We start from the raw sequence: 14575 nt of genomic DNA on the forward strand, positions 1-14575 counted from the left end.
CATCGCCGGACCCAGGAGGTCGCACCGTGGCGGACGCCGCCAACCCCTTTGCGCTCACCGGCCGTTCGGCCCTCGTCACCGGCGCCGCGGCGGGCATCGGTGCGGCCGTGGCGCAGGCGCTCGCCCGGGCCGGCGCCACCGTGCTGGTCACGGACCTCGACGGCGTGGCGGCCGAGGCACGGGCCGAGAGGATCCGCGCCGAAGGCGGCAAGGCGGAGAGCGCGGTTCTCGACGTACGGGACCGGGCCGCCGCCGACGCCGCCTGTGCGCGGGCCGCCCAACTCGCGGACGGTCGCCTCCACATCCTCGTGAACAACGCCGGTGTCACCGCGCCGGCCATGTTCGCGGACCTCACCGAGGAGAGCGTCACGCGGCTTGTCGACATCCATGTGATGGGCGCGTTCCGGTGCGCGCAGGCCGCGCTGCCGTTCCTGCCCGTGGGCGGTAGGGGACGCGTCATCAACGTGACCTCGTCGGCCGGGCTCACCGGCACGCTCGGCCAGGTCAACTACTCGGCCGCGAAGGCCGGGATCATCGGGATGACCAAGTCGCTCGCCCGCGAGCTGGCGCGGAAGCAGATCACGGTCAACGCCGTGGCACCGCTGGCCGCCACGCCGATGACGGAAACCATCCGTACGCACGAGAAGTTCGCCGGGCCCATGCTCGCCCGTATCCCCATGGGCCGGTGGGCCGAGCCGGAGGAAGTCGCCCCGGCCTTCGTCTTCCTCGCCTCCGACGCCGCGTCGTTCGTCACCGGGCAGGTCCTGCCCGTCGACGGCGGCCTGGTGATCTGATGCCCGGAACCGGGGGGCGGGGACAAGGAGGGCGGGGACATCGAGTGCGGGGACCGCTTGCCGACGTCACCGTCGTCGCTCTGGAACAGGCGGTCTCCGCCCCCATGTGCACCCGCACGCTCGCCGACCTCGGGGCCCGCGTCATCAAGGTCGAGAACCCGCGCGGGGGTGACTTCGCCCGTCACTACGACGACGTGGTGGGTGGACTCGGCGCGCATTTCGTGTGGGCCAACCGAGGCAAGGAGTCGGTCACCCTCGACCTGAAGACCGAACCGGGCCTGGGTCTGTTGCACCGGCTGCTCGACCGGGCCGACGTCCTGGTCTCCAACCTCACGCCGGGCACCACGGACCGTCTCGGTGTGGCGCCCGGCGACCTCGCCGCCCGCCATCCCGGCGTCATCGGTGTGGAGATCGACGGCTACGGCCCCGGCGGCCCGCTTTCCCACAAACGCGCTTATGACCTGCTCGTCCAGGCCGAGTCAGGCGCCTGCTCGATCACCGGGCATCCCGGCGCCCCCGCGAAACCGGGACCGCCGGTCGCCGACACCACGACCGGTCTGTACGCGGCGCTGAGCATCGTGGCGCTGCTGTACGAGGGGCGCGGATCCGGGCTCGACGGGGCACGTGGGTCCAGGCTCGACGGGGCACGCGGATCCGGCTGTGACCCCGCGCCTTCGGTGGCCGTCAGCCTCTTCGACACGATGACCGAGCTCATGGGCTACGCGCTCACGTACACCCGACATTCGGGCCTGGAACCCGACCCGCTCGGCATGAGCTCCCCGGCCGTCGCGCCCTACGGGGCGTACCGCACCGCCGACGGCCAGACCGTCGTCCTCGGCACGACCAACGACCGCGAGTGGCAGCGTCTGGCCACGGAGCTGATCCAGCGGCCCGACCTCGCCGCCGACGACCGCTTCCGCACCAACACCGGCCGGTGCGCCCACCGTGAACTCCTCGACAAGGAGATCGCCGTCTGGTGCGCCCGCCACGACCTGAGCACGGTCCAGGACCGCGCCGACCGGGCCGGCATAGGCAACTCCCGGTACAACACCCCGAGTGACGTCAACACCCACCCGCATCTCACCGCCCGCGACCGCTGGCGCGGCGTGGCCACCCCGGCGGGCGAGATCCCCGCGTTGCTGCCACCACCGGTGATCTCCGGTTACGAGGCGCGGATGGGCGCGGTACCGGGGCTCGGCGAGCACACGGAGTCGGTGCTCGGCGAACTCGGCCTGAGTGCGGGGGAGATCGCCGCGCTGCGGGAGGGCGGGATGATCGGAGAAGCTCCCGAGGCCAGGGGGCCGGCGTGACGGCGTACGAGGCCCGGAACGGAACGACCCCCGTTCTGTTGACCCACGACACCCCCGAGGGCATCCGCACCCTCACCCTCAACCGCCCGCACCGCAAGAACGCCCTGGACACCGTCCTGTGGTCCGCGCTGCACGACGCGCTCGTGGCGGTCGGCGAGGACCGGTCCGTACGGGCCCTGGTGCTCACGGGTGCCGGGGGAGCGTTCTGTTCGGGCGCCGATCTCAGCAGCCCCCGTCCCGACACCCACCCCCTGCACCGGATGCGGACCCTGACCGATGTGGCGCTGCTGCTGCACGAGTTGCCCGTGCCCACCATCGCCAAGGTCACCGGGGTCGCCGTCGGAGCGGGCTGGAACCTCGCTCTCGGCTGCGACCTCGTCGCGGCCTCTCCAGGCGCCCGGTTCTCGCAGATCTTCGCGCGCCGCGGCCTCTCCCTCGACCTCGGCGGCTCCTGGCTGCTGCCCCGGCACGTCGGATTGCAGCAGGCCAAGCGGCTGTCGCTGCTCGCGGAGACGATCGACGCGGAAGAGGCCCACGCCCTGGGGCTCGTGACGTGGGTGGTGCCCGAGGAGGAGATCGACGGCTACGTCGAGGAGCTCGCCGTCCGCCTCGCCCAGGGACCCGCGATCGCACTCGCCCAGAGCAAGGCCTTGCTCAACGAGGGCATGGGCCACACCTTGCGCGAGGCCCTCTCCGCGGAGGCACGCGCGCAGGCGGTCAACTTCGCGACGGCGGACGCCCCCGAGGCCTACGCGGCCTTCGCCGAGCAACGCGCACCTGTCTTCACGGGGACCTGGGCCGTACCCGCGTCCGCCGTCGCGCCCGTCACCAAGTCAACGGAGGAACCCCGCGATGCCTGAAGCAGTGATCGTCGAGGCGGTCCGCACCCCCGCGGGCAAACGGGGCGGAGGCCTGTCCGCCGTCCACGCCGCCGACCTCTCCGCCGTGGTCCTGGGCGCACTCGTCGACCGCACCGGAATCGATCCGGCCGTGGTGGACGACGTGGTGTGGGGCTGCGTGGGACAGATCGGCGACCAGTCCGCCAACATCGCCCGCTATTCGGTCCTTGCGGCGGGTTGGCCCGAGTCCGTGCCCGGCACCACGGTCAACCGCGCGTGCGGCTCCAGTCAGCAGGCTCTGGACTTCGCCGTGCAGGCCGTCCTGTCCGGGCAGATGGACGTGGTCGTCGCCGGCGGCGTGGAGGTCATGAGCCGGGTGCCGCTGGGCGCCGCGAGGGCGGGTGGGCAGCCGTACGGTCCTCAAGTCCTGGCCCGCTACGACGGATTCGACTTCAACCAAGGCATATCCGCGGAGAAGATCGCGCAGAAGTGGGGCATCACGCGTGCCCAGGCCGATGAGTTCGCCGCCCTGTCGCATGCGCGTGCCGCGGCCGCGCAGGACGCCGGCGCGTTCGACCGCCAGATCGTCCCGGTGACCGCGCAGGGCGCGACGGTGAGCGCAGACGAAGGCGTACGCCGCACCACCAGCGTCGAAAAGCTCGCCTCTCTCAGGCCGTCCTTCAGCGAGGACGGCCTGATCCACGCGGGCAACGCCTCCCAGATCTCGGACGGCGCGGCCGCACTCCTGGTGACGACACCGGACAAGGCCCGTGAGCTGGGCCTGACCCCGTTGGTCCGGTACTGGGCGGGCGCGGTCGTCGGCGCCGACCCCGTACTGATGCTCACCGGTCCGATCCCCGCCACGGAGAAGGTGCTCCGCAAGGCGGGCCTCGCCCTCGCCGACATCGGGGTGTACGAGGTGAACGAGGCCTTCGCGCCCGTACCTCTCGCCTGGCTCGCCGAGACCGGCGCCGACCCCCGCCTGCTCAACCCGCTCGGCGGCGCCATCGCCCTTGGCCATCCGCTCGGCGCATCCGGCGCCGTGTTGATGACCCGGATGATCCACCACATGCGCGAGAACGGCATCCGCTACGGCCTGCAGACCATGTGCGAAGGCGGCGGCACCGCCAATGCCACCGTCGTCGAACTCGCCGCCCACTGAAGGGGACCGGAACCATGCGCCGCGACCTCTTCACCCCCGACCACGAAGCGTTCCGCGAACTCGCCCGCGACTTCATCGCCAAGGAGGTCGTCCCGCACTACTCCGACTGGGAGAAGGCCGGGCAGCTGCCGCGCGAGGTGTTCCACAAGCTCGGCTCACTGGGGCTGCTCGGCTTCGCGATCCCCGAGGAATACGGGGGAGGGGGCGTCGCCGACTACCGCTACAACGTGGTCCTCCAGGAGGAGGCCGCCCGCGCCCTGGTGACGCTGGGCACCGTACGCACCCAACTCGACGTGATCCTCCCGTACTTCCTCGCGTACGCGAACCACGAACAGCGCGAGCGCTGGTTCCCGGGCCTGGCCACCGGAAGTCTCCTCACCGCCATCGCCATGACCGAACCCGGCACCGGCTCCGACCTCGCCGGCATCCGCACCACCGCCGTACGCGACGGAGACCATTACCTCGTCAACGGCGCGAAGACCTTCATCACGGGCGGTCTCCTCGCCGACCTGGTGATCGTCGTGGCACGTACGTCGACCGACCCGGACGACCGGCGGGCCGGCCTCACCCTGCTCGTCGTCGAGGACGGCATGCCCGGCTTCGCCCGCGGCCGCACCCTGGAGAAGATCGGCATCAAAGCGCAGGACACCGTCGAGCTGGCCTTCGACGACGTCCGCGTGCCCGTGGCGAACCGGCTCGGCGAAGAAGGCGCCGCATTCGGCTACCTCGGCCACAACCTGCCTCAGGAGCGCCTCACCGTCGCCGTCGGTTCCGTCGCACAAGCCGCCGCCGCCCTGGAGGCGACCATCGCCTACGTCAAGGAACGCAAGGCCTTCGGGAAGCCGGTCGCGTCCTTCCAGAACACGAAGTTCGAACTCGCCGCCGTGGCAACGGAGATCGAGGCCGCCCAGGCGATGCTCGACCGGGCCGTCCTCGCCCTGGTCGCGGGTGACCTGTCCGGCCCGGACGCGGCGAAGACGAAGCTGTTCTGCACCGAGGTGCAGGCGCGGGCGGTCGACCGGTGCCTCCAACTCTTCGGCGGATACGGCTACATGCAGGAGCACGCGATCGCCCGGCTGTACACCGACGCCCGGATCACGCGGATCTACGGCGGCACCAGCGAGGTCATGAAGGTGATCGTCGCGAAGTCGCTGGGGCTGTGAACGACCACACGCGGGCCGGCGGCGACGGGCCGTCGACCGTACGGCGCTGGCTGAACACGATCGACGACGCACCCGGGCCGTCGGCCCCGACCGGGCCGACGATCTCGCCCCGTCCGTCGACCCTGGCCGGTCCGCCGACCCCGACCGGGACGGCCGACTGCCCGTGCCGGGACTGGGCCACCTCCGGCGCCATGTCCCTGACCGGTCACGCCTCCGGCCCGCCCGTGCTCTCCCCGGCGAGCGCCGTCCCGTTGCTGCGGGCCGCCGCCTGCGCACTCCAGCCTCTTGGAGCTGCCCTCGCCCACCCGGTCCGTGTGGACCCCCTGGCCCTGCTCACCGGGCGCGCGGGCGCACTGGGGCTGACCCGGCACGGTCGCCTTTCCGCGGGTGGGGCGACCCGGCTGCTGCGGGCGGCGGACGGATGGTGCGCTGTCTCCCTCAGCCGCGCCGACGACCTCGAACTGCTCCCGGTACTTCTGGGGCGCACCGACGTGGACGACCCCTGGCGAGTACTCACCCGGGCCGTGCGTCGCATGCCGGCGGGGGACCTCGCGGAGCGCGCCCAGATGCTCGGTATCCCGGCCGCGGGGCTCCCGCCCGCAACATCGGTCCCTCCAACTCCCTGGCGGGTCAAACGTATTGCGCCCCCGGCACGCCCGGTGCCCGGCCGCCGCCCACTGGTCGTCGACCTCTCCTTGCTCTGGGCCGGACCCTTGTGTGCCGACCTGCTGCACCAGGCGGGCGCGCGCGTGATCAAGGTGGAGAGCACCCGTCGCCCCGGGGGCACGCGAAACGGCAAGCGCCTCTTCTACGACTGGCTGCACGCCGGCCACGAAAGCGTCGCTGTCGACTTCACCACCCGCGAGGGCCGCACCGGCCTGGCGGCCCTGATCGACGCCGCCGACGTGGTCATCGAGGCCTCCCGGCCACGCGCACTGCAGCAACTGGGGGTGGCCCCGGAACAACGGACACACCGCCCGGGCAAGGTCTGGCTTGCCATCACCGGATACGGCCGTGCACACCCCGACCGGGTGGCTTTCGGGGACGACGCCGCAGTCGCGGGCGGCCTCGTCGGCTGGACGGGCGGCGAGCCGGTCTTCTGCGCCGACGCCGTCGCCGACCCGCTCACCGGTCTTGTGGCCGGGCTCGGAGCACTCGCCTCCCTCGCGACCGGTGGCGGTCATCTGATCGACGTGGCGATGAGGGACGTCGTCGCGGCCTTCATCGGCGGCCCACCGCCGGCGGCTCACACACTGCACGGCGACAACGGTGCCTGGAGCGTCCACTGCCCACGGCTGCGGCAGACACACGCCGTACTGTCACCCCGGCCACCTCAACCACGGGGTACCGCACCGGAGTTGGGGGTGGACACCGTGAGAGTCCTCGGCGAGGTGGCGGCGTCACGCCGGTGAACGGTGAGCGTAGGACCACGTCAACGCGGGGGCACGGGGCCGTACACCGCCCGACCTCCGACATATGTGGCCCGCACCAGAGCCGAGTCCAGGTGACACAGGGCCTCATCGAGGGGTACGTGCAGCAGGACGAGATCGGCGCGCGCCCCGGTGGTGAGACGGCGAGGCGGGCCGCCGGGGTCGCACGGACGGGACAGCATGCCGCGCAGCACCCGTGCCGTCGAAGTGCGTTCGCCCGGTGCCAGGACTCGTCCCGAGGGTGTCGTCCGGTCCCTGGCCGCTCGCAGACAGGCCCACGGATCCGGATCGCCGTACGGGGCGTCGCTGCCGGGGCCGTGGTGACGCCGGCGCGCAGCAGGCTTCCGTATCGCCAAAGGTCGGCGTGTTCCGCGGGCGGGGTGCGTTCCAGGTAGGCGTCGCCCCGCCGGGTGATGAACGTCGGTTGGGTGATCACGCGCAGCCGGTGTGCGGCGAGTTCGCGGACGGCCGCGGTATCCGCGAGGGCGCAGTGCTCGATGCGGTCGCCGGCGTGATGTCCGGCTTCGTCGAGTGCGGCGAGTGTGAGGGCGAGCGCGGCGGGCGTCACGCAGTGCACGGCGACGGGGCGGCGCGCGGCATGGGATGCGGATATCTTCCTTACGAGGGCGGCGAGTTCCGGCAGCTCATGGTCGGCGACCACCAGCTTGCGGGCGCCGAGTCGCAGCCGTGGGTGGCTGACAGGTGCAGGTCGGTGCGTGGCCAAAGAGGTGACGTACTGGGGCAGCTCGCCCCGGTGCAGTGCACCGGCCAGTACGGGCACGGCGGCTGAATCGGGGGTCGCGTCCGTGACGTGAGTGATCCCGAAGGCGGCCAGCCGGGCGCCGATGGCGGTGAGGGAGGGCGGACGGGCGCCGATGCGCTCGCGCAGCCAGCCGTCCACACGCCAGAGCCGTGCCGTCGCACGGCCGGAGCCGTCCCGCTTCACCCCGGGTGGCGCGGCGGTCGAGTCGGCGCCGAGGCGTTGCAGGGCTGCGGAGTTGACCACCCACAGGGCACCCGAACGGTGCGCCCGCACTGGCCGCACACTGGCCGCCCGCCGGCCCAGGTGTCGAGAATCTCCCTGTCCAGTGGGCCGTGCGCGCCGTCGTCGTAGCCAGTCGCTCGGATCCAGCCGTCCGGACCGGGGGCCGCGCCGCGGATGGTCCGGCCGAGTGTGGGGGCCGTGCGGCCCGACAGATCGACGGACGCGGCCCGCGCGGCCATCGCGGTCAGATGCAGATGGTGATCGGCAAGGCCCGGGAGCAGGGCGCCACCGCCGCCGTCCACCACGTTTTCACCCGGTGCGGCCCGCAGGCGGGGCGCGAGGGCGACGATGCGCCCGCCCCGTACGCGGCAGTCGCCCTCGTGACCGGGCGCCACTTCCACGGATCTGAACAAGACGGAGCCGCCCGGGAGTTCAGCCATGCGGCACGCCGTCGACCATCCGGCTCCCTTGTACCGTGGCCGCGTCGAGCCCCTCTGCCTCGTCCACCAACCCCCACCGCAATGCCGTCCCCGCGCCGATTTCCTCCCCGGTCAGCATCAGCCACGCCGCCCGCCACCGGCCCACCCGGCGGGTGACGCTGACCTGCCTTCGGCTCCCGGAATCAGCCCCATCGACAGCTCGGGGAGGCGGAAGCGCGTATCGGCCGCCGCGGTCACCAGGCCCGCGAACGCGGCGAGTTCGAGGCCCGCACCGATCACGGGCCCGTGCACCCGCACCTGGACCCGGTCGCGGACCGCGTCCAGGAGGCGCCACGGCGCACGATCGAGCCGGACGACGTACGACGCCACGGGATCGCGAGCGGAGCCGAACTCGGCCAGATCGCCGCCGCTGCAGAACGCCAACCCCGCGCCCTGGAGTTCGACCCGCTCGATGCCGGCATCCCACACCGCCGCTTCCAACGCCGCGTACAACTCCTCGCCCATCAGGGCCGACAGCGCGTTGCGCCGCTCCGCATGGTCCAGCTCGATCGTGAGCACTCCGCCGTCGCGCGTCGCCCGTACGAGCGGCCCCACCGGAGCAGCGGGGCGCGGAGCCGGGCGCTCGGCGAGCCATCGCGCGAACTCAGGTCCGCCGAGCAGCATGGAGTACACGGCGGCCTTCGCCGCGAGACCCCGCACCGTGTCGAGGCAGGCCGTCTGGCGCAGCAGCTGCCCGAGGGCCAGGCCCGCCCCGAGCCGGTGCGCGACAGCCTCCTCGAGCTGGTCGTGCGCCTCCCCGACGTGCGGCACCGGCATCAGCTCCGGTCGTTCGGCGGCGACATCGGGCCAGGCCAGGGTCAGGGTCAGGGCGTCGAGCAGCGGGGCGAGGCGCTGCGGCGGCGTGTGCCGGGCCATGCCGACAACCATCGGCAGCATCCCCCGTACAGCCGTGGCGCACCGGACGACCTCCGAGTCGCCGGCGGCGTGCCCGATCGAGATCCAGAAAGTGCAGCACCCGGCCCGGCACTCCCTCCGGGCCCGGCAGCAGGCCGGTGTCGGCGGCGGCGACCCGTGCCGCTGACACGGTCGTGCCCTCCCACTCCGGGAAACCCGCGTTCTCCCAGTTCATCCTGCAAGGGTAGAGCGAGAGTTGAGGCCGCCGACAGCCCTCTGTGTGAAGCACCCAGTCACGGATCCATGCCCGTATTCTCGATAACGGTATTGGCATTCTCGCATCTCGCAAGTAACGTATCCATCGATGGACGCCTCCTCGCACACCTTGTCGGGCATCCCGCTCAAGCCGGTCTACGGACCGCAGGACCGTGGTGCCGAGCCGCCCCCGCCGGGCAGCTATCCCTTCACCCGCGGCAATTACGCGACCGGTTACCGGGGCCGCCTGTGGACCCTGCGCCAGTACTCGGGCTTCGGCACCGCCGAAGAATCCAACCGGCGTTATCGCTACCTCCTCGACCAGGGAGGCACTGGTCTGTCCGTGGCCCTGGACCTGCCCACCCAGTGCGGATACGACTCCGACGACCCCGAGGTGGCCGAGGAAGTGGGCCGGGTCGGTGTCGCCGTCGACACCCTCGCGGACGCCGAGGTGCTCTTCGACGGGATACCGCTCGACCGGATCAGCACCAGCTTCACGATCAACGGCACCGCCGCGATCCTCCTCGCCTTCTACGTGGCGGCGGCAGAACGCAAGGGTGTGTTGCGGGAGAAGCTCACCGGCACCATCCAGAACGACATTCTCAAGGAGTACGCCTCGCGCGGCACCTGGATCTGGCCCGCAGATCCGTCCCTGCGCCTGATCGCGGACACCATCGAGTTCTGCGCCGCCGAGGTGCCGAGATTCAACGCGATCTCGGTCGCCGGAGCGCACTTCCGCGACGCGGGAGCCAACGCTGTGCAGGAGATGGCGTTCACGCTGGCCGACGGAGTCACGTACTGCGACACGGTCCTCGCGCGCGGCCGGATGACCATCGACCAGTTCGCGCCGCAGGTCTCCTTCTTCTTCTACACGCACGGCGACTTCTTCGAGGAGATCGCCAAGTACCGTGCCGGACGCAGGCGGTGGGCCACGATCGTGCGCGAGCGTTACGGAGCGGGCAGCGACAAGGCCGCGATGTTCCGCTTCGGCTGCGTGGCGGGCGGAGCCTCCCTGTACGCCCCGCAGGCCCGCAACAACACCGTGCGCGTCGCCTACGAGGCGCTCGCTTCCGTGCTTGGCGGCGTGCAGTCGATGTTCACCGCAGCCTGGGACGAGCCATTCGCGCTGCCCAGCGAGGAGTCGGCCACCCTCGCCCTGCGCACCCAGCAGATCCTCGCCCACGAGACCGGAGTCACGCGCGTCGCTGACCCGCTCGGCGGCTCATACTTCGTCGAAGCCCTCACCGACGCCACCGAGGCCCGCATCGTCGAGATCATGGACGACCTCGACGCCCACGGCGGCATGGTCCGCGCCATCGAGGACGGCTATTTGCAAGGCCTCATCGCCGACGAGGCGTACCGCATCCATCAGGCGACCGAGTCGGGCGAACGGCCGGTCGTGGGCGTCAACCGTTTCGTCTCCGACGAACCCGCGCCGGAAATCGCCACCTACGAACTCGATGCCAAGGGGCGCCAGTTGCAGCTCGACCGGCTCGCCCGGGTCAAGGCGGAACGCGACCCCTCGGCCGTACGGACCTCGCTCACCGCACTGGCCCGCGCTGCCGAAGGGACGGACAACCTCATGCCCCTGCTCGTCGACTGCGCCCTCGCGTACTGCACGGTCGGAGAGATGGTGACCGCGCTGAAGGACGTGTGGGGCGAGTTCCGGCAGCCGGTGGTGTACTGATGGCCGGCGCACGCATCCTCGTCGCCAAACCCGGACTCGACGGACACGACCGAGGAGCGAAGATCGTCGCGCGTGCGCTGCGCGACGCAGGCTTCGAGGTCATCTTCACCGGCATCCGCCAGCGCATCGACGACATCGTCGCCACCGCGGTCCAGGAGGACGTCGCGGTGGTCGGACTGAGTATCCTGTCCGGCGCCCATCTGGCGCTGACCCGCCGCACGGTGGAAGCACTACGTGCCGCGGGCGCCGAGGACATCGCGGTCGTCGTGGGCGGCACCGTCCCGGCGGGCGACGTACCCCGGCTCCTCGACGCGGGGGCGGCCGCGGTCTTCCCGACGGGCGTGCCACTGGACGAACTCGTCCACAAGATGCGCAAGTTGGCAGCCCAGGCGGACGCGGCGGCCCTGGGCCTCGGGGGCGCCGCGTCACCCGCCCCATCCGACCGGGCCGTGTGAGCCGCCCCCTGCGCGCCGCACAGGTCCGCGGCGACAGCCCCGAGCCAGCAGGAGGACATACCGTGCGCACAGGCGTGATGATCGGCCCCGAGCGCGGTGACAGCGCCCGCAAAGCCGCCCGGATGCTCGACGATGTCGCGTGGGCCGAAGCGGCGGGACTCGACACGGTGTGGGTCCCGCAGATCCCCACCGACTTTGACGCGCTGACCGCCGTGACCCTCATGGGAACGCGCACCACCCGTATCGAATTGGGCACCGCCGTGGTTCCGTTGCAGGCACAGCACCCGATCGCCCTCGCCCGCCAGGCTCTTTCCGCCCACGCGGCCACCGGCGGCCGGCTCGCCCTCGGTGTCGGCCCCTCACACCACTGGGTGATCCGCGACATGCTCGGCCTGCCGTACGAGAAGCCTGCCGGCCTTACCCGCGACTATCTCGACGTCCTCGACGCGGCACGCGCAGCCCCCGGTCCGGTCGACGTCGAGAACCCCACCTTCAACGTCCACAACCCGCTCGACATCGGGCCGATGACCGCGCTGCCCGTCCTCGTCGCCGCACTGGGGCCGGTCATGCTGCGTCTCGCCGGCGAACGCGCGGACGGCACAGTCCTCTGGATGGCCGACGAGCGCGCCATCGCCGACCACGTGGTTCCCCGCATCACAAAGGCCGCCGAAGCCGCCGGCCGCCCCGCCCCGCGTATCGTGGCCGGTGTCCCCGTCTGTCTGTGCGAGCCCTCGCGGGTCGACGAAGCCCGCGAGCGCGCCAACCGCATTCTCGGCGAGGCCGAAATTTCACCCAACTACCAGCGCCTTCTCGAGCAGGGCGAAGCCCGCGACATCGGCGACCTGTGCGCGGTGGGCGACGAGAAGGCGATCCTGTCCCGTCTGCGCCGCTTCGCCGACGCGGGCGCCACCGACCTCTCGGTGCGCCTGCTTCCGATCGGGGACAACCGCGAGGAACTGATTGCCTCCAAGTACCGGACCCGCGAACTGATCGCGACGCTCGCCGCGGAGCTTCGCTGAGAGAACATCCTGCTGCATTGGACGGCTACCTCCGTCCGTGTGCGGCGTGAGCAGTCCAGCAGTCTCTGCAGCTCCTCCGGACCACTGGTCCGGCCATCGAGGTCAGGGCGAGGGGCGGGGTGATGAACATGCACCAGCGCCAGGACGTGTACTGAGTGAGGACGAGGCCAACGCCGGAGACGGCGCCGTACACGCCGAAGGCCCGGCCCCGCTCGGCCCGCCTCCACGGGTTCGGTGACGGTGAGCATCAGGAGCGTGGTGTCGGCCGGGCAGTAGGCGATGTAGAAATGAGGTGTGGCGTAGCTGACGTGGTTGCTTAATGATCTTGGTTGTGGCCTGGTGTTGTTCAGTTGTGCTGAGCGGTGGGTCTGTTCCGTGGGTGGGGTTTACGTGAAACCGAGTGTCCGGCGCCGGGGGATTCGTGGGTTGAGCTGGTTGTTTGGTGTTGCGCAGTGAGCTGGGTGGGGCAGTGTTTTTTGCTCAGTGTGGTTGACGCGCCTCTAGGTAGGGGGACTTGTCGGCCGGTCTGCTGAGGTCAGGGCGGCAAGGGCACGTGGTTCAGCGGGTGGTAAGGCGTTGCCAGAGCAGGTCGTGGTCGGCGGGTGCGAGGCGGGGCAGGTGGAGGAGGTCGGCCAGGTCGTGGAGGAAGGCGGTCTGCTGGGTGCGGGTCAGGGGGTACGGCGGCAGGCGGTCGAGGGCTGTGGCGAGGGTGAGGGTCTCGGGGTAGGTGATCAGGTTCCGGCAGGTCAGGGCGGGGGAGGCCGGGCCTTCTGGGAGGTGGGGGTTGGCGGTGGTGAGCCGGCGCAGGCGGGTGTGCCAGCGCTGGTGGAGGTGCTGGTGGTGGTCGTACCAGCGCGTGGTGATCGTCGATGCCCAGCTCAGGGAGGCCGCCGTGGGTGGACGGCGGGTGATGAGGCGGGCATGAGTGAGTTCGGGCAGGGAGCGGATGTCGAGGGGGGGTGCGCTGTCTGGGGTCGCTTGAGGCTTGCTGGTGGCGGGTGCAGATGAGGGCCCGGGGCAGGTTGGGTGCCGGGTGGATCCATGCGGGGACGGTTTTGTGCCGGCAGCGGTGAGCGGTGCAGGCGGTGCACGCAGGCAGCGGCTGCATTGCGGGCTGGACGGGCTGCCAGCGGGCGATTGCCGTGTCGGCTGTGCCGATGGCGGCGGGCGGGGGCCGGCGGGCCAGTGCGCGGGAGAGGTGTGCGGGCGGGATGCGGGTGAAGCCGGACAGGCGGCGGGCGGCTTCGTTGCTGAGGTGGATTTCGGCGGCGGGCGGGCCCATTGGGGTGCCAGTGGCGGTGATGTGCAGGCCGTCGAGGAGCTGGGCGGCACTCAGGTGGTAGGCGGCTGCGAGGCGGGTGAGGTAGGAGGCGGTGGCCTCGCGGGGCAGCGGCCTCACGCTCAGTGCGCCCGGCGGGGTGGGCCACAGGGCGTTGGCTCGCCGGGTTCGTCACCTGGCGGATCTCCATGCCAGCCACGGTGACGGAGGAAACGCTCGGGTGATCTTGGGCAGGGCTGCGCCCGTCCGGTGGTCCGGACGGGCGCAGCCCCGGAAACAACAGGTCCACGATCACCACCGGCCAAGCAGAAGGCCACATGCCCGTCCTGCCTTCTTCCATCACCGGCCCTCTATGGGAGCAGTTCCATGCGCTGATCCCGCGCCGCCAGGTCGTTCATCCGCTGGGCTGTCATCGGCCCCGCGTCCCGGACAGGGTGGTGTTCGACAAGCTTCTGGCCCGGCTCCTGCTGGGCGGCACCTACCAGCAGCACGCCGACTACCAGGTCTCCGCGACCACGCTGCGGTCCCGGCGGGACGAGTGGATCGCCGCAGGAGTCTTCGAAGCCCTGCACCAGGCCGCGCTGAGGCTGGCCGATCGGCAGCGGCGCGATCGAAGGCGCGGCCAGGCATCTCGTCGCCGACCGCCTCGCGATCACCGGCAGCCGCTGGAGCGTCCCCGGGAGCCGAAGCCCTCCTCCCACTCCGCGCGATCATCAGTAACGGCGACTTCGCCGCCTACTGGCGCTATCACGTGCGTCAGGAACACACACGTCTGTATCCCCGCCCCGACCAGGCCGATTACCGCTTGACAGCCTGAACGAACTCACTGCAGGAGAGCTACACCCGTATCGATTCACCACTCG

General features: G+C 71.3%; 14 protein-coding genes and 2 pseudogenes. 13 read left to right on the top strand and 3 right to left on the bottom strand.

All coding sequences use genetic code 11. The annotated features are described in order from the left end of the window. The first annotated feature begins 26 nt into the window (after nucleotides 1–26). The 7 genes from OG252_RS51200 to OG252_RS51230 all read left to right on the top strand — a co-directional run bounded on the left by OG252_RS51200 (nucleotide 27) and on the right by OG252_RS51230 (nucleotide 7488). Nucleotides 27–794, top strand: a complete 768-nt coding sequence (locus OG252_RS51200) for an SDR family NAD(P)-dependent oxidoreductase (protein WP_266447869.1) — start codon at nucleotides 27–29, stop codon at nucleotides 792–794. Nucleotides 795–838: 44 nt separating this feature from the next. Beyond that, nucleotides 839–2104, top strand: a complete 1266-nt coding sequence (locus OG252_RS51205) for a CaiB/BaiF CoA transferase family protein (RefSeq protein ID WP_329344973.1) — start codon at nucleotides 839–841, stop codon at nucleotides 2102–2104. Continuing rightward, a complete protein-coding gene (locus OG252_RS51210) occupies nucleotides 2101–2964 on the top strand; it encodes an enoyl-CoA hydratase/isomerase family protein (protein ID WP_266447874.1) in 864 nt (287 codons plus the stop codon). Before OG252_RS51205 ends, OG252_RS51210 begins: the two co-directional genes overlap by 4 nt. Further along, nucleotides 2957–4105, top strand: a complete 1149-nt coding sequence (locus OG252_RS51215; RefSeq protein WP_266447877.1) for a thiolase family protein — start codon at nucleotides 2957–2959, stop codon at nucleotides 4103–4105. Before OG252_RS51210 ends, OG252_RS51215 begins: the two co-directional genes overlap by 8 nt. Before the next feature lie 14 nt (nucleotides 4106–4119). After that, nucleotides 4120–5268 (top strand): acyl-CoA dehydrogenase family protein, encoded by a 1149-nt coding sequence (locus OG252_RS51220; RefSeq protein WP_329344974.1) that lies wholly within the window; start codon nucleotides 4120–4122, stop codon nucleotides 5266–5268. Further along, nucleotides 5265–6680, top strand: coding sequence for a CoA transferase (locus OG252_RS51225; RefSeq protein WP_329344975.1), 1416 nt, complete (start codon nucleotides 5265–5267; stop codon nucleotides 6678–6680). Before OG252_RS51220 ends, OG252_RS51225 begins: the two co-directional genes overlap by 4 nt. 442 nt (nucleotides 6681–7122) lie before the next feature. Beyond that, nucleotides 7123–7488: a hypothetical protein gene (locus OG252_RS51230; RefSeq protein ID WP_329344976.1), complete on the top strand. Its 366-nt coding sequence runs from the start codon at nucleotides 7123–7125 to the stop codon at nucleotides 7486–7488. Nucleotides 7489–7640: 152 nt separating this feature from the next. Here the strand turns inward: OG252_RS51230 and OG252_RS51235 are convergent, their stop codons facing one another. Both OG252_RS51235 and OG252_RS51240 read right to left on the bottom strand, forming a co-directional pair. Further along, a complete protein-coding gene (locus tag OG252_RS51235; protein WP_329344977.1) occupies nucleotides 7641–8123 on the bottom strand; it encodes a hypothetical protein in 483 nt (160 codons plus the stop codon). Between the two features lie 117 nt (nucleotides 8124–8240). Next, entirely contained in the window at nucleotides 8241–9038 is a 798-nt protein-coding gene (locus OG252_RS51240; protein WP_266447897.1) for an enoyl-CoA hydratase/isomerase family protein, read from the bottom strand. Here OG252_RS51240 and OG252_RS51245 point away from each other — a divergent pair. The 4 genes from OG252_RS51245 (at nucleotide 9037) to OG252_RS51260 (ending at nucleotide 12433) form a co-directional block, all read left to right on the top strand. Next, nucleotides 9037–9204, top strand: a complete 168-nt coding sequence (locus OG252_RS51245; RefSeq protein ID WP_266447899.1) for a hypothetical protein — start codon at nucleotides 9037–9039, stop codon at nucleotides 9202–9204. The genes OG252_RS51240 and OG252_RS51245 overlap by 2 nt on opposite strands. Nucleotides 9205–9381: 177 nt before the next feature. Then, a complete protein-coding gene (locus OG252_RS51250; protein ID WP_266447901.1) occupies nucleotides 9382–10959 on the top strand; it encodes a methylmalonyl-CoA mutase family protein in 1578 nt (525 codons plus the stop codon). After that, nucleotides 10959–11414 carry a cobalamin B12-binding domain-containing protein gene (locus OG252_RS51255; RefSeq protein ID WP_266447902.1) on the top strand — a complete coding sequence of 152 codons (456 nt, stop codon included), beginning with the start codon at nucleotides 10959–10961 and terminating at the stop codon, nucleotides 11412–11414. The genes OG252_RS51250 and OG252_RS51255 overlap by 1 nt, the downstream gene beginning before the upstream one ends. 62 nt (nucleotides 11415–11476) lie before the next feature. Beyond that, the gene (locus OG252_RS51260) at nucleotides 11477–12433 is read left to right on the top strand and encodes an LLM class F420-dependent oxidoreductase (protein ID WP_266447903.1); all 957 of its coding nucleotides are present in this window, start codon (nucleotides 11477–11479) and stop codon (nucleotides 12431–12433) included. Nucleotides 12434–12968: 535 nt separating this feature from the next. Here OG252_RS51260 and OG252_RS51265 read toward each other — a convergent pair. Beyond that, complete coding sequence (locus OG252_RS51265; RefSeq protein ID WP_329344978.1) at nucleotides 12969–13832, bottom strand: TniQ family protein; 864 nt, start codon at nucleotides 13830–13832, stop codon at nucleotides 12969–12971. A 197-nt stretch (nucleotides 13833–14029) separates the two neighbouring features. Here OG252_RS51265 and OG252_RS51270 point away from each other — a divergent pair. Both OG252_RS51270 and OG252_RS51275 read left to right on the top strand, forming a co-directional pair. Next, a pseudogene (locus tag OG252_RS51270) lies at nucleotides 14030–14311 on the top strand (transposase); the annotation flags it as partial. Further along, nucleotides 14298–14529: pseudogene (locus OG252_RS51275) on the top strand (ISKra4 family transposase); the annotation flags it as partial. The pseudogenes OG252_RS51270 and OG252_RS51275, both read left to right, overlap by 14 nt. Nucleotides 14530–14575 lie beyond the last annotated feature (46 nt).

Source organism: Streptomyces sp. NBC_01352, from assembly GCF_036237295.1.
In the GTDB taxonomy this organism is placed as follows: Bacteria; Actinomycetota; Actinomycetes; order Streptomycetales; family Streptomycetaceae; genus Streptomyces; species Streptomyces plumbiresistens.